The following is a 16,254-nucleotide window of genomic DNA, read 5'->3' as shown; positions in this document are numbered from 1 at the left end:
CCGAGAAGGTGTCATGCACATCGACCTCTACCTCTACCGGCCACGGTTCGACGAAATGGCCGCCTGCGCAGGCGAAGTCAACGACGGCGGAGCCGACGGGCTGTTCGTCGCCGAATCCACCGGAGACCCCTTCCAACACCTGGCGCTGGCCGCTCAACACCTGCGGCGAGGAGTGCTGGGCACCTCGGTCGCGCTGGCTTTCCCCCGCAGCCCCATGCTGACCGCCGTATCCGCGTGGGACCTGCAACGCGCCAGCGGCGGCCGCTTCGTACTCGGCCTGGGCTCCCAGATTCGCAAACACATCGAACACCGATTCTCCAGCGACTTCGCCCCGCCTATGCCGCGACTGCGCGAATACGCCCGCGCGGTCCGTCATGTCTGGGGCGCGTTCGCCGGCGACCACCCGCTGGACTTCCACGGCGACTACTACACTCTGGACTACCTGCCGCCCGACATGAACCCCGGTCCACTGGAATCAGGCCCGCCGCAGATCCTGCTGGCCGCCTTGGGTCCGTTGATGTTTCAGGCCGCAGGAGAGGTCGCCGATGGCGCGCTGATACACCCGATCCACACCAGCGATTACCTGCACACCATAGCCGAACCCGCAATCGCGCGCGGACTGCGCGCCGCCGGGCGCGACCGCAGCGCCTTCACCCTGTCGGCCACGACCCTGTGCATCGTCAACAGCGACACCGATACCGCACAACGCGAGGCCGTACGCCGCCAATTCGCCTTCTACGCCTCCACTCCCGCCTACCGGCCGGTGCTCGCCCTGCACGGCTGGGGCGAACTCGGCGACCGGCTGCGAGAAAAGATCCGGCTCGGCGAACACGACACCATCGCCGCACTCGTTCCAGATGACGTCCTCGACACGTTCTGCATCATCGCCGACACGTGGCCCCAAGCGGTCCACGCAGCACGCGAACGGTACGACGGCGTCGTCGACCGGGTCATGTTCCAAAGCGCCCCGCCCCTGGGCGCCCTCGCCCGCGGGGTACCAGACGAGGCAGCCGCCCGATAGCCACCACTACCGACCAGGGAGAACACCGTGGTTCACCAACATAACGCCGAGCTGACCTTCGGCGACCTACTCATCGAAGCGCTCCACCGCTTCCCCCACCGGGACGCCTTCGTCCTCGGCGACCGCCGCGTCAGCTACGCCGAAGCCGCCGCCGTCATCAGCCGCATCACCCAAGCCCTCAGCACGAAAGGCATCAGCAGGGGCAGTGCGGTCGCCGCGCTGAGCCCCAACGTGCCCGAAGTGTGGCTGTCCCAAGTCGCCACATACCTACTCGGCGGGACCTACACCGGACTGCATCCTCTCGGCTCCGCCGAGGACCACGCCATTACCTGCGCCGACGCCGGGATCGACGTCCTGCTCGCCCATCCCTCCTACGCCGACACCGCCGCCGCGGTCGCTCAGCAGTGTCCCGGCATCAAACATGTCCTGAGTATCGGCTCGTCGGAACTGGGACCGGATCTACTCGCTCTGTCCGCCGACTTCACCGCCCGGCCACTGCACCCTGGGCCCGCCCACGAACACGACACCGCATGGCTGCAATACACCGGCGGGACCACTGGCAAACCCAAAGGCGTGTTGATACCCCACCGCGCCCTGGTAGCGATGTCGCGAATCCTGACGCTCTCGTGGGGACTTCCACAGAACCCGCGCTTCCTGCTCTCGGCCCCGATCACCCATGCGGGTTCACTGCCGATCCTGCCAACGCTGTGCCGCGGAGGAACCGTGGTTCTGCAGCAATCATTCGACCCGGACGCCTGGCTGGCGACGGTAGCCGCCGAAAACATCAACTACGCCTTCGCCGTACCCACGATGGTCTACGCGCTGCTCGACCACGGCAACATCCAACGGCACAACACATCCTCGCTGGAAACGCTGCTCTACGGAGCCGCACCTATGACGCCTGCCCGCATCGCCGAAGCCTGGCATGCATTCGGGCCGATACTGATGCAAGGCTACGGCCAAACCGAATGCCTGGGCATGTGCACCAGCCTCCGCAAAGACGAACACGACCCCGAGCGCCGTCCCGAACTGCTGGCCAGCTGCGGTCGCCCGGTCACCGACACCAGAGTCGCCATTCTCGACGACACCGGCGAAATCCTGCCCCACGGCGAAGTCGGCGAACTATGCCTGCGTTCACCGACGGTCATGAACGGGTACCACCACCAACCCGAACAAACCGCGACCGCACTGCACAACGGGTGGCTGCACACCGGCGACCTCGCCGTACGCGACGAGAACGGCTACTACTTCATCGTCGACCGCACCAAGGACATGATCATTTCCGGCGGCTTCAACATCTACCCCCGCGAAATCGAAGACGTCATCGCCACCATCCCCGGCGTCTCCGCCACCGCCGTCATCGGACTACCCGACAACAAATGGGGCGAAGCCGTCACCGGATTCGTCGTCGCCCGACCAGGCCACACTATCGACATCGACAACGTCCTAGCCATTGTCAGAGCACGAAAAGGACCCCACCAAGTACCCAAAGCTATCCACATCGTGACCGAACTGCCGCTGACCACCGCAGGAAAAATCGACAAAAAAACGCTACGCGACCAGCACTTGCCGACCTCCAGCCGTGCAGCATTCCGATAACGGGATCGTTCGGCCGGCCAGGTTTTGAACACCGGCTTGGAGCGGCCCTCGACCATGTCCAGCAGCCGCGCCGGCGCGGTCATGGACCGGGCGGCGTCGTTGACCGCACCGATCGCCGGATTCCCAACCGCCCTCTGTCACGAGGACGCCTTCCACAACCATCTCACCGGCGGAGGACACCAATCTGCACATCAGTCCGAGATCGCGTTACTCGAGCCCGACGTCGCCCAGCGAGCGTCCCCGACCGGCCGCGGACGGTCTTCACCGCATTGATCGCCGGCGGGCTCCTCATCGACGCAGCCCATCTCGACCTCGGACTCACCGGTGCGCTGGGCACAGCCGGATGGGTCAGCGGCGTCGTTATCGGCGCTCTCACCGCAGGGCAAGATCGACTACGCCCGCCTGCTGCGCGAACAAGGAAGCAGCCGCGGCGAAATTGCCAGCAAAACCGGGATTCCGAAGACATCCCTGCACCGCTACCTCGGCCCGGTCGCCGAGGAGCAGGGATCGCCGGGCTTCACTTGCTGACGCTACTTTGCACTTCGTGACAACTTCGGGAGTTCTGGGCCGGTTTGACGTCACACTCGGTCCACCCCAAGTGTGAAGAGCCGGACAGGTGATCACCCCGGGGTAAACAAACATCGCCCGGATTCTCGGGGTCTCGGGCGCAACCGCGGTTTGCGGGGGGCCAGTGATCATCCGGTGGTGTTCGGTCTATCAGGCGCGATCGTGGAGAGTGACCTGGTAGCCGTCGGGGTCGGCGAAGGTGAATGTCCGACCGAAGGGGCCGTCGATCGGCGCGGAGACGATGGTGTGATCGTCGGCGACGAGAGCATCGTGAATGGCCTGGACGTCTGTGGCGTGGAGCCAGATCGCGGCACCGATGCCGGGCTGAGCAACCGATGCCAGATCGGTGCCGGGAACGACGTCGCGCAGTGCGAACGCGATCGGCTTCGTCTCGAATACGACTGCGTGCGCAGGTCCGGCCTGCGAGCGGACGAGGCCGAGGTAGTGCTCATAGAACGCCTGCGAAGCGTCGAGGTCGCGCGCTTGGAGCGAGATGAAGTCGGGGCCGGTGGCGGGCATGATGATGCTCCTTCCCTTCGTGTCAGTCTTCTGACACGGTTCCAATCTATGTCAGAATTCTGACATGAGTCAAGACGGTGTCGGCGTCGACCTGGAGACGTCACTGGCCTACCTGCTGAAAGAGGCGTCGAGCGTCCTCCGCGCAGCCATGGAAGAGGTGCTGCGGCCGCTCGGGATGAGCGTGACGCACTACTCCTGCCTCGAGCTGCTTGCTCAACGACCGGGCTTGTCGAACTCCGAGCTCGCACGGGGCGCGTTCGTGACACGACAGACGATGAACGTGCTGCTCCAGGCCCTGGAACGAGACGGCTACGTGACCAGGCCTGCGGAGGCACCCGTCGGGAAGGTTCTTCCCACACGGCTCACGCCTCGCGGCCGACGGAGCCTCGAGAAGGCGACCGTAGCGGTCCGGTCCGTCGAGGTCAAAATGCTGGCCGGCATGACCGAGACCGAGCAGTCAGGCGCGTTCCGGATCCTGCAGAGCATGATCCATTCCCTGCGCGACGGCAACGACGGTGCATAGCTCGTTCCCCGGCGCACGTCTCGACGCGCCCGGATAGGAGTGCAGCCGAGTATGAAAATCCCTGCAGGCAACCTCGAAACCGAGAGTCTCCGACCACACCCGCCGCCGACGACATCAGACAGCCGGCTGCTCCTCGAACTGGTAGTCGTCGTGGACGTCGCGCCGGCTCGTCCGGAATCGGGCTGTGTGCGTAGCTACCCGCCGGCCGAGATGGTGGGCGGTGGACACGTCGGCAGGGTGGACGGCTTCAGCCGGGCCCGTTCCGGTGTGCCAGGGCGAACGAGCCGACCGGCTCGTTGACCGGCGGCGGCGCGTGCGGCTCGACATCGAGGATTACGAGACGCGGGTGCGGACCGGTCCCTGCTTTATCTGCCAATTCCTGGCCGGGACACCAGGTTTCGAGCACGAGATCGTGTACGACGACGGCGAGCGCGTCGGCTTTCTGAACAAGTTCCCGACGCTGCCCGGTTCTGCGCTGGTGGTGCCACGCCGCCACGTCGAGGACGTGGTGTGCGGGCTGGCTCCACCGCAGTACCGTGCCCTGCAGTCTGCTGTCCATACCGTCGCCCGCGCAGTGGCTGCGGTGATGAATCCAGAACGCGTCGGTAAACCCGGATATTCGAACGTGCGGAATCCCTGGAGACTGCCCGATGTCCTGGCAGTCGGCCACGGCCAGTCGAAGTGACGGTGCTGGCTTCGTGGACGTGGCGGGGGGCCTATCGGTTGGTCTCCGGGCTCCGTTCGGCCTGAGATCGCAGGGTCAGGGCACTTGCTCGCCGGACGTGGGGGCGCCGTCTCGACTTCAGCTTGGGCGAGGGGTAGTGGATCTCAGCTGGTGGTGGGGCAGATGATCGTGGCGCGTGCGATGGTGTGGCCGCCGATGGTGAAGCCGAGCATCGCTGCGCTTGTGGTCGGGGTGACCCCGGACTTGTCGATGTCCAGTGCGGTGACCGTGATGTAGTAGTTGTGCACGCCGGAGCCGGCCGGTGGTGCGCCGCCGATGTAGCGGGGCGCTCCGCCGTCGCCGTCGAGTTGAAACGCTCCCGCCGGGATCGCGGTGCTGTTGGGGGTTCCGGCGTTTTCGGGCAGGGCGGTGGTCGTGGCGGGGAGATCGGTGACGATCCAGTGCCAGAATCCGCTGCCGGTCGGTGCTTGCGGGTCATACATCGACACGACGAAGCTCTTGGTTTGTGCGGGGAAGCCCGACCATGACAGTTGCGGTGACCTGTCCTGTCCGCCAGGCACTTTGAATATGCCGGACAGTTCGGGGGTAGGCAGCGGTTTGCCGTCCGTGACGGTGGTGCTGGTGAGCGTGAAGGTCGGCGCCTTGGGCAGGTATGCGTAGGGGCTGCCGGCGGCGGGCACGGCGGCGGGCGTCGCTTCACTCGTTACCGCATTGCTTGCCGAGTTGGTGCTCGAGCAGCTGGTCACGGTGGCTGCGAGCAGTCCGGCAGCGGTGATGGCCGCGACGGTGAGCGCCTTGCGATTCATGTGGTAGTGCCTCCGACGCTAGGTTCGATATTCGCCGAGGTGGCGAATCGAGAACCATGCTGCCTGGAGCCAGGTCTACAAGTCCAACAAGTAGTAGGCATGATATCGATAAGTTTTGTGCATGATGACGTCTTACCTGGCTGTCAGCATTCGGTGCAGGTGGTCCGGGGTCGCCAGCGTGTGGTGACAGATGGCCTCGACAAAAGCGGCGGTGACCGGGTCCGGTCTCGCCCTGGTGTAAACCGACAGCATGCGCGCGACCGGCGGGTAAGGGTGACGCAGCAGACCGTCGAAGGATGGCGGGACGACGTTGCCGGGCAGCAGGGTGACGCCGAGTCCGGCTCGGGCGAGGTTCAACGCGGACGGTGCTTGCTCGGTGCGCACGGCGGCGCGCGGAGTGAATCCGGCAGCGGCGCAGGCCGCGTCCAGGATGTCGGCCAGGCCGCTGGGCGGGGTGAAGTGGACCCAGTCATGGTCGGCCAGGTCGGCGACACTCACTGTCGGGGTGGTGCCCGGCAGTTCGGCGTCGGGTTCGGCCGCGACGACGAACTCCTCGATCCCGATATCGCGCACGGGACCGTCCCAGCCTGGCGGGGTGGGACCGACCGCGAGGTCGGCCTGTCCGGCTTCCATTGCGGCGATCAGGTCGTTCGTGTGGCGGAACTCCACCAGCCGGACTTGCACGTCGGGGTAGTTGCGGCGCCAGGTGCGCAGCGCGGCGGGCAGGACGCCGACGCTGATCGAGTACAGGGTGCCCACGTGCAGTTCCCCCGCGTCGACACCGGAGGCGCGCATCGCCGCGCCTGCCGCGCGTTCGGCGTGGGCGAGGCTGGCCCGCGCATGCGGCAGCGCCGTGCGTCCGGCCGGTGTGAGCCGCACACCGCGCGGCAACCGCTCCAGTAATGGGCCGCCGAGCGCTCGCTCCAGCGCCAGAATCTGATGCGACAACCCCGGTTGACTGACATGCAGGCGGGCCGCGGCCGTGGTGAACGATCCCTCGTCCACCACGGTGACGAAGTACTCGAGCTGGCGCAACGAAATCGACATGCATCCAGCTTATCGAATCTAGAAGTTTTACCTGTTGGACAAATCCCTTGTGTGTTAACAGGCTTGTGTCATGACCTCATCGACCTCGTTGAGAATGCTCTGCCTGCACGGATACCACGGCAACGCCCGGATGCTGCGCAGCCAGATGGCACCACTGGCCGCGGCCATACCCTCGAATGTCGAGTTGGTGTATGTCGACGCACCGTCGTTGTCGACGGGAGATTTCGGATGGTGGCACAACGGTTTTCGTGGCTGGGAGCGGACCCGCGACTGGGTCGTGGATTTGCTGCGCAGCGGACCTGCGATCGACGGCATCTTCGGGTTCAGCCAGGGCGCCGCTCTCACCGGTCTGCTGGCCGGGGTGCGCGAAAACGATCCCACCATTGCGAGAGTCCGCTTCGCGATCATGGTCGGTGGGTTCACCAGCGACATGCCTCAGCACGCCCCGCTGTTGGCCCACAAGCTGACAATGCCGTCGGTGCACGTGGCAGGCCGAGCCGACACCATCGTGTCGCTGCACGACTCGTTGCGGTTGGCGCAACGATTCACCGAGCCGCTGATTCTCCAACACTCCGGCGGCCACGTCATTCCCGGCGATCGTGCCGTGACGACACCGATTGCCGAGTTCCTCGCCAGTTTCTCCGGCGACGCGAGCGCCGCACCGGCCCTCGATACACCATCCGGGAGCAGTCGATGATCGACGAATACGTACCGACACCTGTCGGCAGGGCACGCATTACCTGGTACAGGGCCGCTGGTGGTCCGCGCGCGGTCGCACTGCTGGGACACGGTTCGGCGACCGGTGTCGAATCGCCCGATTTGCAGGCGCTCGCCACGGTCCTCCCGCCTCGCGGCATCACAGTCGGGCTGCTTACCCAGCCCTACCGGGTCGAGGGCAACCGCAGCGCGACCGGCGAGGCGGCACTCGATGCGGTGTGGACGGCGGTATGGCCCAGGGCCACCGAGCTGGGAGTGCCGGTGATCGCGGGCGGACGCAGCGCCGGGTCGCAGGTCGCATGCCGGACCGCATCGGCTTTGAGCGCACAGGCGGTGCTCGCGCTGGCCTATCCAATCCTCGGCCCTGGTAGCAATCGTGAGCTGCTGTCCACCGGCCGACCGACTCTGATCGTGCAGGGCGGCCGCGATCCCTTCGGCCGTCCCGACCAGTTCCCGACCCTGCCGCCCGACATGGAACTCGTCGAAATCCCTTCCGCCGACCACATGTTCAACACCGGCCCCAACATCGCTCACAACACCTCAATGGCCCGGATCACCACAGCGGTCACCGAATGGGTCGATCGACAATTGACATCGCACTCACAAAGGACGACGACGACTTCGTCCTCCGGTGTGGTTGATGGGAGCCTGTCGAGATGACCCGAGCCATCGAGAACCTGATCGCCGGCTACGCCGAACTGGTGGACGACGGCGACTTCGCCCGCGTCGGCGCGCTGCTCGCCGATGCCACCTTCACCGGCAGTGGCACCACGATCAGCGGAGCCATCGCGATCGGCGACACCGCCACCACGGCGGCTTCGCGTTCCTACCTCACTGTGCTGCAGGCGCCACCAGGCTTGCCGTTACAGCCCATCGCCAGTGGCCGCTACCACGATCGCTTCGCTTACCGTGACGGACGGTGGCACTTCACACAGAGGCAGGTGCACCTCGACCTCCTCGGCGATGTCAGCAGGCACCTGCGTCCCCGTGAGCATTAACTCCCGACGTGACCGGGGGCAGTGGGGTCTGTCCAGTCTCAGGTGTAAGTCCGTCTCCTTCCCTGGGTGATTCGGTTACTGGTGGGCGGCGGACAGGCGTCCGTCGAAGGTGATCTCGAAGGCGTTCAGTGCGGCCTTCCAGCGGTTGGACCACCGCTGGCGGGCGGTGCCGGTCGGGTCCAGGCTCATGATTGCCAAGTACACGCACTTCAACGCCGCGGCCTCGGTCGGGAAATGGCCGCGAGCCTTCACAGCCCTGCGGATTCGGGCGTTTACCGATTCGATGGCGTTTGTGGTGTAGATGACCTGCCGAATTGCGTTGTCGAACTGGAGAAATGGCATGAACTCGGCCCACGCGTTGGTCCACAGCCGGATGATCGCGGGGTAGCGTTTCTCCCATTTCTCGCTGAACTCGGCGAACCGGTCGATCGCGGCCTGCTCGGAGGGGGCGGTGTAGACCGGTTTGAGGTCTTTGGCCAGCTCGGACCAGTCCTTGCGGGAGGCGTAGGCGAACGAATTCCTCAAAAGGTGAACCACGCACGTCTGAACGATCGCGCGTGGCCAGACCTGGCCGATAGCATCGGGAAAGCCCTTCAAACCGTCGCACACGACGATGCAAACATCTTGCACACCACGGTTTTTCAGCTCCGACAATACTCTCAGCCAGTATTTGGCTCCCTCGCCGGCGCCGTGCTCGCCGGCCCATAGTCCAAGGATGTCGCGAGTGCCCTCGACAGTCACGCCCATCGCCACATAGATCGGCCGATTCGCGACGTTCCCGTCTCTGATCTTCACATTCACGCAGTCCAGAAACAACACCGGACACCGCGTCCAGCGGCCGGTTCTGCCACTCGCCCATACCCTCCATCACCCGCTCGGTGATCGTGGAAATCGTCGATTTGGGCACGTCCGCGCCGTAGATCTCCCGCAAGTGCGCCGAGATCTCGCCGGTGGTCAATCCCTTGGCCGACAACGAGATCACGATGTTCTCCACACCGTTCAACCTGCGCTGCCGCTTCTTCACAATCTGCGGTTCGAAGCTGGCATCCCGGTAACGGGGCACCGTGATATCCACCGGCCCAGCCTCGGTCTCGATGGTCTTGGCGCGCTTACCGTTTCGGGAGTTCTCACCATTACGGCCGACCGGGTCGTGCTTGGAGTAACCGAGATGGTCGTCCATCTCACCCTCGAGCGCGGACTCGACTACAAGCTTCGTCATCCGCGCCAGCAACCCGCCCTCACCGACCAACTGCAGCCCTCCTTCGATGTATGGATTGCACACACTCGGGGCTCGCGCCCGGCCGGCCGGAGGCGGGCGCGGCCTCGCATCTTGAACTGAACCGATCGATCTGCGGGATTGAGGAGAGCTCATGGAATTCTCCTGGCTCGATCTGCTCCTGGCGGGTGCATCGGCTGATGTAATCGACTCGCACCACGACGAGCTCCTGCGCGACGGTGCCGACCCCGTGCGTGTAGAGCGCGAGGCTGGCGTCGCGCTGCGTCTGAGAGCACTGCTTGACGAGCGGCGCCACCGCACCTTGGAGCTGGCCGCGCTGAACGACATCAGCATGCAACTGGCCCGAACGCGGCAGCCCGACCAGCTGCTGTCGGAGATCGCAACGCAGGCCCGTCGGCTTCTCGGGGTGGATCTCGCCTATATCGGCCTCATCCGGGGTGACGACGTGGTACTGGAAGTCGCGAGCGGCGCTCTCACTCCGCGGTTGCGACAGCTGCGCCTGCCCAGGACAGCCGGGATGCTCGGTGCCGTCCTCGCGCGAGGCGAGCCGATCTGGACCAGCGACTACTCGACGGAGTCCGCGTTCACCCACGATGCGTACGACGCCGTGGCGGCCGCCGAGAATTTCCGGGCGCTGCTCGGGGTGCCGCTCATCGTGCGCGGCGCGGTGCTCGGCGCGCTTTTCGCCTGCAAGAGGCGGGAACGTCACTTCGTCGAGGACGAGATCAGCCTGCTGTCGGCGCTGGCCTCGCACGCGGCCATCGCGATCGACAATTCGGCCACGATGGAACGGTACCAGGTCATGGCCGAGCGTCTGGCCAAGGCCAACGACGAGCTCGCCCGCACCTTGGCCTGGGACCAGCGGCTGACCGGAGTGGTGCTGCAAGGTGGCGGAGTGGATGACTTGGTCCGCGAGATCGCGGCTGCGGTCACCGGCAAGATCTGGTTCGTCGATGCGCACGACCTCGTGCCCACTGACCTCGCCAGCCGGGCGCCGGAGCTGCCTTCGTTGCTTGCCTCTCTGCTCGAAGAACCACCGGAGGGCGGCTGCCCCGCCCCGCTCAACGACGGACTCGGCCAGATACGGGTTGTCATCGCAGGTCGGCGGGTGGTCGGGGCCCTGGTGCTCGTCGGTAGTCAGGACCCGGACCGCGACCGGCTCCTGCTGGATCGCGCCGCGCCGCCGCTCGCACTCGCCGTTGTGGGGGAACGCGCCGTCGCGGAAGCGACCAGACTGAGCCGCGACGCGCTTGTGGTCGATTTGCTGCTGCGCCCGGAGCCCGACCCGGCAGTGCTGCGCCGACGGGTGCGCAACGCAGGACTGGAGCCGTCCACCCCCTACTGCCTGATCGCCCTCGAGCCCGCCACGGACGGGCAGCAGGCGAGAGTGGAGCTAGGTGCGGTGGGGCTGCCCGCGGGAACCGTGATCGTGACCGACGGCCCCCGGCTCGTCGCGATTGTGCCAGCAAGCGACGCGGTAGCTCTGGCCCGGGCGATCCGCCGAAGCGGCAAACTCGTCACAGCCACGGCAGGGATCGCTGGCCCCACCACTGGCTCGACGGATCTTCACCGCTGCTACAACGACGCCACCGCGACCCTTGATGCACTCCTGACCCTCGGCCGGACAGCAACGGCCGCCACCGACGAGCTCGGCATCTACCACATCCTGCTCAGCCACACCGGACGTCAGCAGCTCCAAGCCCAGCTGGAGGAGTCGCTCGGCGCCATACTCAAGGAACAGGAGCGCCGGAAAATACCACTTCTCGCCACCATCAGGGCGTTCCTGGACCACGGCGGCCGAGCCACGCCGGCCGCCAAGGAACTAGGCATCCACGTCAACACGCTCCACCAACGTCTCGCCATCATCGACCGCCTTCTCGGCCCCACATGGCGCGAGGCCCCACGCTCACTCGACCTACACCTGCTGCTGCGAGTGCACCCGGAAACGAGACCATGCCCCCGCGGGCGCGGCTGAACCCGAGGAGGCGCAGAAGTCGCTCGGACAACAGGTTCCGCATCCCTCCCGGCTGGGCCGGGCCGACGAGTGTGTTCTGCGCTTACACGCTGCTCTGCGGCATAACGCCGGTACCCGCTGTCCACGTCCACCTCGACCGGCTCCAACAGGCCGAGCTCGTGTTAGTGGCGGAGCATCTTCACGCTCAGGTGCGTGGCCCGGGAGAAGTCGCCGATGGGCATCGTCGAGTTCACGAACGCAGTGTGACTCTCCCCCTATAGGAGAGTCAAACGGCAACGCCGCTCTTGACCCTCCCCCGGCGGGAGCGCAAACGCTGGCGTCAGATCGTTCTGCACAGAAACGAGGATGTCATGAGTACGACCGCTGGAACTGTTGGAACAGCACTGGTGACCGGGGCCACCCACGGCATCGGCCGGGCGGCTGCGCTGCGCCTGGCCCGAGACGGATGGGAGGTCGTCGTCCACGGCCGCAATGCGGAGCGAGGCGCCCAGGTCGTTGCTGCCATTGAGGCCGAGGGGGGCCGAGCCCGCTTCGTGGCCGCCGACGTGACGGATATCGGCGAGGTGCGCCGCCTGGCGGAGGAGGCCGGCGAGGTCGACGCACTGGTCAACAACGTCGGCGCATCGTGGTTCGGGCCGACCGCCGATCTCGACGGTCCCGGGTACGACGCGCTCTTCGACGGCAACGTTCGCTCCGCCTACTTCCTCGTCGCCGCTCTGGCGCCGGCCATGGCCGATCGGGGCCGGGGCAGCATCATCAACCTGGGGAGCATGGCCGGCACAGTCGGCCTGGAGGGCGCCGCCGCCTACGGTGCCACCAAGGCGGCCATGGCCTCGATGACCCGCTCGTGGGCGGCCGAGTTCAGTCCCAAGGGGGTTCGGGTCAACGCCGTCGCGCCCGGGGCGGTGCACAGCATCCCGGAGCTGTACGACGTCACCGAGACTTTCGGTAAGACCTCACTGCTGGGACGGGGCGCCCAGGTCGACGAGATCGCCGAGGTCATCGCCTTCCTCGCCTCCGACAAAGCCAGCTACGTGACCGGTGCGGTCATCGCCGCCGACGGCGGCCGCACCGCCGTCTAGCGCCGTGATGTGGCTCGAAATGGGCACGACCGCCGGTCACGACCTGAACGCGGGCATCTCGATCGACAGCAAGAGACAAAGGAGGGCTGAGGTTCATGAAGCTACTCGGGTTGGATCACATCGGAATCGTGGTGCGCGATATCAACGACACCATCGCTCGGGCGGGCGCCACTGTTGATGGCAGAGCTCTTGGCGAGCGTATTCTCGCCGGCGACATCGACCTGCAGTTTCTGCTCTTCGGTGAAACGCGCCTGGAGCTGATCGAGTCGCGCGCTGCCGGTTTCGGCATGCCAATGCTCGAGGATGGCGAGACTGCGGTCATCGGCCATCTCGGATATGAAGTCGACGACCTCGAAGACACCAAGGCCGAACTGGCACGCCGAGGGGTCGCCTTGCAGGGCGAATTCAAGACCGACGAGGTCCACTCGATCTTCACGGTGCCGGAGACGACGTTCGGGGTGACCCTGCAGTTTATGGAGTACAAGGGCCGCGGGCCGGGCGAGTGACCGCCGAGGGGTCCCAGCCGAAACAGGGTGTTGGGTTCGCTGCGGTCCTCGCCGATCCGGAGTGTGTGCAGTGACCCGTTCACGCGGTCCAGCTCGGTCAGGTCGAGCATCCGAGTACGACCCGATCGATATCGGCCAGCTCCTCGGGCAGCGGCGTCGTATCCGGCAGCACCCGCCAGTGGTACATCATCGGGAAGCCTGCGAACTCGCCCGCGAGCGCCCAGTTGGTGGTCATGGCATGCGTGGCGAGTTCGCGCCACGCTCCGAACTTCGGGCCGGGGATGCCGTAGTGGCAGAACATTGGCAGCTCGTAGAGATTGGCTGTCGAATGGACGTTCTCCGGCCGCAGTTCCAGGTCGGTCAGCGGCACCTGCTTGACGAACACCTGTCTTCCGGCAACCTCCAGCAGCACCGACTTCCCGCCGATGCCCGATCCGATCGGCTCCGCGGCGTCCAGGGCCTGTTGTAGCGCGCGATTGCTGAGCAGAGCCAGGGACGTCGAGACGGAACGATATGCGGCAAGGCGCGTTTCGGAGCACGGGGAGGATATGGACATCAGACTGTACTCGCGCTCCAGGATGGTGAAGGCGATGTTCGCCCGGCACTTCCCTCGAACAATGCCAGCTACGCCCACCGCGCCAAGACGTGGTCGACGTCCTCGGCGTGGTCGAGTCCGCCGGTGCGGACCGGGCGCAGGCCGAGGTCGACGATCAGCCACATGGTCGACTGTGTCGAGGCCACAATCGCTTGGACGCCGGCGAACAGTGCACGCTGACTAAAGCCTGAGTCGAATACACGCTCATGCCGCACAACGGGCGTGGCTGTCGCACCACCCGCCCGGCGAATGCGAGTTCACCGGGCGGACTGGACCATTCACCGAGGTGGTAAACCGCCCGCTCAACAGCGCCGAGCACACTGTTCAGCGCTGTGAGCAAAACCGGCAGCTCGGTGGCGAGGTCGTCACTGTAGGGCCACCACGCTCCATCGACGTAACCGGTCTTCGGCACCCCGGACTTCAACAACACACGCGGTAAGTGATCACCGGGCAGGCTGTGCGGGCCGATACCCGCTCGGGTCATCTGTCGCGTCATCTGTCCCGTCGTCACCTCCTGCTCCGGCCGCGAACCAGCCGAATTCATTCGAATCGGACGACGGTACAACCTCGAAACGGCTGTATACGATGTGTCGCCGATATATCTATTATAGCTGTTTGTAATGCCCCTGTATACGGGGGGACGACCCGAATACGTTGTTTTTTGCGCCAGAACGATTTTCGCGAGAAACGTTGACGCTGTTCGGTGATGATGCGGTGAGGACGACCACCTGTCCGTTACGGACGCGGATCGCCTCATACATCCGATCTTGTCCGGGCTCGGGGAATGTTCTCCCGGCTTGCAGTGATCATCCGCGCCCGCCGAATCCAATCCCTCGGAGCATGCCGAGCTCGTGCCAGGGCTGGAGGTGCTGCGGATGTTGGTCGATCGGCGCGAGGAACTCGGCCGAGCCCGTGCGGTGACCGTCAACCGGATCCACCGTCTGCTACTGGAGCTGGTGCCCGGCGGGGCCAGACGGTGGCTGTCCGCGCGCCAGGCCCGGGCCATGGCCGAAGAAGTCGCGCCCGGCGATCCCGCGACGCGAATGCGGTTGCGAGTGGTCGGAGAACTGATCGACGATCTGGAGATCCTCGACGCCCGGATCAAGGCCGCGAACAAGGAATTACGGCAGTCGGTCGCCGCGACCGGGTCCACGCTGATGGAACTGCCCGGCATCGGCCCGGCCGGCGCCGCGGCGGCTGCTCGCCGAGGTCGGCGATATTCGCCGCTTCGCCACCCGGGACCGGTTCGCGTCCTGGAACGGCACCGCCCCCTTGGATGCCTCCTCGGGAGATCAGAAGCGCCACCGGCTTTCTCGCACCGGGAACCGCAAGATCAACCGCGTGTTGCACATCATGGCGATGGTTCAACAGTGCGGTTGCGGCGGTGGGCGCGCCTACGTCAAGAAGCGCAAATCCGAAGGCAAGACTCACAAGGAAGCACTACGAGCCCTGAAACGGCGCCTGTCCAACACCGTCTACACCCGCATGCTCGCCGACCAACGCCGACGCGAGGAGGCAAGCCCGGCAGGGCAATCGGGGGCGACTACTGACTCCTGCGCGACCGGCTCGACCCCGCACGCCGGTCCTTCGGACAAGCCACAACCCGGACCCACCGTCCACAGCCTAGCGAACTCCAAACTGCCCCTTGACACTAAAAGGGTGCCATAGAGTGCAGTCGGGCTCATCTCAGGTCGGTCGGCAGTCTCAGTTGTCCAGTAGGATCGCCGCTGTGAGTAGCTCGGATTGTCGGTGTGTGATCTGCCATGACTACGGAGATCGCGCTGAGATGCGCCCCGCCGACCAGCGCGTGGTCGATAACGTCGGTATGCGTGGCTGGGGCGTGATCGGCATCCCCGCAAGCGACGCCGATGGCCCTTGGGCGTTCACCGTGGGCTTGTGGCACAGCTATCGCGTGCCCGAGGTCGCCATGTTCGGGATGTCGCCGGAGAAGGCCATGGCCATGCTCAACCTCGTCGGTGACCAGGTCGTCGATGGCGCGCGACTCGAAGCCGGCCAGCGGCTCGACAACGTGCTGACCGACGACTACCAGGTCACGTTGCGCCCGATAGCCGAGTCCTGGCGCAGGCCGTTCTTCGGTACCGCGATTCGCTACTACCGCGCCACTCCAGAATGGCCGGTGCTGCAATGTGTATGGCCCGATCGAGCGCACCGGTTCCCGGGTGACGCCGGATGCGCTCCCGAGTTCGAGCAAATACAGCCGAGGCTGGAGTTGGCGCCGGACAAGCATCCGCAGAGCGTATGGACCGCCTATCGCGATGAGTGGGTGGCGTCGAGCAAAAGGAATCAGTAGGGCAGATCAGGCCGACTGCGATATAGAGCCACGGGTGTTCTGCCCCGCAACATCACGTCTTCCCAT

Annotated in this window: 18 protein-coding genes and 2 pseudogenes; 14 read left to right on the top strand and 6 right to left on the bottom strand. The window is 65.6% G+C overall.

Features of this window, described 5'->3' with window-relative positions; all coding sequences use genetic code 11:
- The first annotated feature begins 13 nt into the window (after nt 1–13).
- The 3 genes from ABH933_RS40215 to ABH933_RS40205 all read left to right on the top strand — a co-directional run bounded on the left by ABH933_RS40215 (nt 14) and on the right by ABH933_RS40205 (nt 3,148).
- Nucleotides 14–1,021 (top strand): TIGR03617 family F420-dependent LLM class oxidoreductase, encoded by a 1,008-nt coding sequence (locus tag ABH933_RS40215; RefSeq protein ID WP_429427240.1) that lies wholly within the window; start codon nt 14–16, stop codon nt 1,019–1,021.
- 27 nt (nt 1,022–1,048) lie between these two features.
- Nucleotides 1,049–2,620, top strand: coding sequence for an AMP-binding protein (locus ABH933_RS40210; RefSeq protein WP_429427242.1), 1,572 nt, complete (start codon nt 1,049–1,051; stop codon nt 2,618–2,620).
- A gap of 324 nt (nt 2,621–2,944) precedes the next feature.
- Nucleotides 2,945–3,148, top strand: coding sequence for a helix-turn-helix domain-containing protein (locus tag ABH933_RS40205; RefSeq protein ID WP_429427244.1), 204 nt, complete (start codon nt 2,945–2,947; stop codon nt 3,146–3,148).
- Between the two features lie 189 nt (nt 3,149–3,337).
- Here ABH933_RS40205 and ABH933_RS40200 read toward each other — a convergent pair whose 3' ends face one another.
- Nucleotides 3,338–3,706: a VOC family protein gene (locus ABH933_RS40200; RefSeq protein WP_429427246.1), complete on the bottom strand. Its 369-nt coding sequence runs from the start codon at nt 3,704–3,706 to the stop codon at nt 3,338–3,340.
- Nucleotides 3,707–3,770: 64 nt separating this feature from the next.
- On the opposite strand from ABH933_RS40200, the gene ABH933_RS40195 reads away from it, so the two are divergent.
- Nucleotides 3,771–4,229, top strand: a complete 459-nt coding sequence (locus ABH933_RS40195) for a MarR family winged helix-turn-helix transcriptional regulator (protein WP_429427248.1) — start codon at nt 3,771–3,773, stop codon at nt 4,227–4,229.
- A gap of 220 nt (nt 4,230–4,449) precedes the next feature.
- Nucleotides 4,450–4,914: an HIT family protein gene (locus ABH933_RS40190; protein ID WP_429455255.1), complete on the top strand. Its 465-nt coding sequence runs from the start codon at nt 4,450–4,452 to the stop codon at nt 4,912–4,914.
- Between the two features lie 143 nt (nt 4,915–5,057).
- On the opposite strand, the gene ABH933_RS40185 is transcribed toward ABH933_RS40190, so the two are convergent.
- Together ABH933_RS40185 and ABH933_RS40180 are read right to left on the bottom strand one after the other, a co-directional pair.
- Nucleotides 5,058–5,720 carry a YbhB/YbcL family Raf kinase inhibitor-like protein gene (locus ABH933_RS40185; protein WP_429427252.1) on the bottom strand — a complete coding sequence of 221 codons (663 nt, stop codon included), beginning with the start codon at nt 5,718–5,720 and terminating at the stop codon, nt 5,058–5,060.
- Between the two features lie 132 nt (nt 5,721–5,852).
- Complete coding sequence (locus ABH933_RS40180) at nt 5,853–6,767, bottom strand: LysR family transcriptional regulator (protein WP_429427254.1); 915 nt, start codon at nt 6,765–6,767, stop codon at nt 5,853–5,855.
- Between the two features lie 70 nt (nt 6,768–6,837).
- Here ABH933_RS40180 and ABH933_RS40175 point away from each other — a divergent pair, with 70 nt between their 5' ends.
- The 3 genes from ABH933_RS40175 to ABH933_RS40165 are packed head-to-tail and all read left to right on the top strand — an operon-like array spanning nt 6,838 to nt 8,482.
- Nucleotides 6,838–7,464, top strand: a complete 627-nt coding sequence (locus ABH933_RS40175; RefSeq protein ID WP_429427256.1) for a hypothetical protein — start codon at nt 6,838–6,840, stop codon at nt 7,462–7,464.
- Nucleotides 7,461–8,144, top strand: coding sequence for an alpha/beta hydrolase family protein (locus ABH933_RS40170; protein WP_429427258.1), 684 nt, complete (start codon nt 7,461–7,463; stop codon nt 8,142–8,144). The genes ABH933_RS40175 and ABH933_RS40170 overlap by 4 nt, the downstream gene beginning before the upstream one ends.
- A complete protein-coding gene (locus ABH933_RS40165) occupies nt 8,141–8,482 on the top strand; it encodes a nuclear transport factor 2 family protein (protein ID WP_429427260.1) in 342 nt (113 codons plus the stop codon). The genes ABH933_RS40170 and ABH933_RS40165 overlap by 4 nt, the downstream gene beginning before the upstream one ends.
- 75 nt (nt 8,483–8,557) lie before the next feature.
- On the opposite strand, the pseudogene ABH933_RS40160 reads toward ABH933_RS40165, so the two are convergent.
- Nucleotides 8,558–9,764 (bottom strand): annotated as a pseudogene (locus ABH933_RS40160) (IS256 family transposase).
- Between the two features lie 88 nt (nt 9,765–9,852).
- Between ABH933_RS40160 and ABH933_RS40155 the strand changes: the two are divergent.
- From ABH933_RS40155 to ABH933_RS40140, 4 genes and pseudogenes are all read left to right on the top strand, one after another.
- Nucleotides 9,853–11,694: a helix-turn-helix domain-containing protein gene (locus ABH933_RS40155; protein ID WP_429455253.1), complete on the top strand. Its 1,842-nt coding sequence runs from the start codon at nt 9,853–9,855 to the stop codon at nt 11,692–11,694.
- Nucleotides 11,678–11,764, top strand: a pseudogene (locus ABH933_RS40150) (3-hydroxyacyl-CoA dehydrogenase); the annotation flags it as partial. The gene ABH933_RS40155 and the pseudogene ABH933_RS40150, both read left to right, overlap by 17 nt.
- Nucleotides 11,765–12,044: 280 nt before the next feature.
- The gene (locus ABH933_RS40145; protein ID WP_429427262.1) at nt 12,045–12,776 is read left to right on the top strand and encodes an SDR family NAD(P)-dependent oxidoreductase; all 732 of its coding nucleotides are present in this window, start codon (nt 12,045–12,047) and stop codon (nt 12,774–12,776) included.
- A 95-nt stretch (nt 12,777–12,871) separates the two neighbouring features.
- Nucleotides 12,872–13,282 carry a VOC family protein gene (locus ABH933_RS40140; RefSeq protein ID WP_429427264.1) on the top strand — a complete coding sequence of 137 codons (411 nt, stop codon included), beginning with the start codon at nt 12,872–12,874 and terminating at the stop codon, nt 13,280–13,282.
- A gap of 97 nt (nt 13,283–13,379) precedes the next feature.
- On the opposite strand, the gene ABH933_RS40135 is transcribed toward ABH933_RS40140, so the two are convergent.
- Nucleotides 13,380–13,838: a hypothetical protein gene (locus ABH933_RS40135; protein ID WP_429427266.1), complete on the bottom strand. Its 459-nt coding sequence runs from the start codon at nt 13,836–13,838 to the stop codon at nt 13,380–13,382.
- A 154-nt stretch (nt 13,839–13,992) separates the two neighbouring features.
- Nucleotides 13,993–14,361 carry a DUF5994 family protein gene (locus ABH933_RS40130; RefSeq protein ID WP_429455270.1) on the bottom strand — a complete coding sequence of 123 codons (369 nt, stop codon included), beginning with the start codon at nt 14,359–14,361 and terminating at the stop codon, nt 13,993–13,995.
- A 713-nt stretch (nt 14,362–15,074) separates the two neighbouring features.
- Between ABH933_RS40130 and ABH933_RS40125 the strand changes: the two genes are divergently transcribed.
- Both ABH933_RS40125 and ABH933_RS40120 read left to right on the top strand, forming a co-directional pair.
- On the top strand, nt 15,075–15,545 hold the full coding sequence (locus ABH933_RS40125) for a transposase (protein ID WP_429427314.1): 471 nt from the start codon (nt 15,075–15,077) through the stop codon (nt 15,543–15,545).
- A 118-nt stretch (nt 15,546–15,663) separates the two neighbouring features.
- Nucleotides 15,664–16,188: a DUF4262 domain-containing protein gene (locus tag ABH933_RS40120; protein ID WP_429427270.1), complete on the top strand. Its 525-nt coding sequence runs from the start codon at nt 15,664–15,666 to the stop codon at nt 16,186–16,188.
- The last annotated feature ends 66 nt before the right edge of the window (nt 16,189–16,254 follow it).

Origin of the sequence: Nocardia sp. GP40 (assembly GCF_050434125.1) — a bacterium.
In the GTDB taxonomy this organism is placed as follows: Bacteria; Actinomycetota; Actinomycetes; order Mycobacteriales; family Mycobacteriaceae; genus Nocardia; species Nocardia albiluteola.
This window is presented reverse-complemented; position numbering and strand designations above follow the sequence as displayed.

What these genes read in the sequence shown, in the direction of transcription:
- ABH933_RS40175 (WP_429427256.1), top strand. Translation starts at nt 6,838, where the DNA reads ATGACCTCATCGACCTCGTTGAGAATGCTCTGCCTGCACGGATACCAC.
- ABH933_RS40200 (WP_429427246.1), bottom strand. Translation starts at nt 3,706, where the DNA reads ATGCCCGCCACCGGCCCCGACTTCATCTCGCTCCAAGCGCGCGACCTC.
- ABH933_RS40120 (WP_429427270.1), top strand. Translation starts at nt 15,664, where the DNA reads ATGCGCCCCGCCGACCAGCGCGTGGTCGATAACGTCGGTATGCGTGGC.
- ABH933_RS40140 (WP_429427264.1), top strand. Translation starts at nt 12,872, where the DNA reads ATGAAGCTACTCGGGTTGGATCACATCGGAATCGTGGTGCGCGATATC.
- ABH933_RS40195 (WP_429427248.1), top strand. Translation starts at nt 3,771, where the DNA reads ATGAGTCAAGACGGTGTCGGCGTCGACCTGGAGACGTCACTGGCCTAC.
- ABH933_RS40135 (WP_429427266.1), bottom strand. Translation starts at nt 13,838, where the DNA reads ATGTCCATATCCTCCCCGTGCTCCGAAACGCGCCTTGCCGCATATCGT.
- ABH933_RS40130 (WP_429455270.1), bottom strand. Translation starts at nt 14,361, where the DNA reads ATGACCCGAGCGGGTATCGGCCCGCACAGCCTGCCCGGTGATCACTTA.
- ABH933_RS40165 (WP_429427260.1), top strand. Translation starts at nt 8,141, where the DNA reads ATGACCCGAGCCATCGAGAACCTGATCGCCGGCTACGCCGAACTGGTG.
- ABH933_RS40145 (WP_429427262.1), top strand. Translation starts at nt 12,045, where the DNA reads ATGAGTACGACCGCTGGAACTGTTGGAACAGCACTGGTGACCGGGGCC.
- ABH933_RS40170 (WP_429427258.1), top strand. Translation starts at nt 7,461, where the DNA reads ATGATCGACGAATACGTACCGACACCTGTCGGCAGGGCACGCATTACC.
- ABH933_RS40215 (WP_429427240.1), top strand. Translation starts at nt 14, where the DNA reads ATGCACATCGACCTCTACCTCTACCGGCCACGGTTCGACGAAATGGCC.
- ABH933_RS40155 (WP_429455253.1), top strand. Translation starts at nt 9,853, where the DNA reads ATGGAATTCTCCTGGCTCGATCTGCTCCTGGCGGGTGCATCGGCTGAT.
- ABH933_RS40180 (WP_429427254.1), bottom strand. Translation starts at nt 6,767, where the DNA reads ATGTCGATTTCGTTGCGCCAGCTCGAGTACTTCGTCACCGTGGTGGAC.
- ABH933_RS40185 (WP_429427252.1), bottom strand. Translation starts at nt 5,720, where the DNA reads ATGAATCGCAAGGCGCTCACCGTCGCGGCCATCACCGCTGCCGGACTG.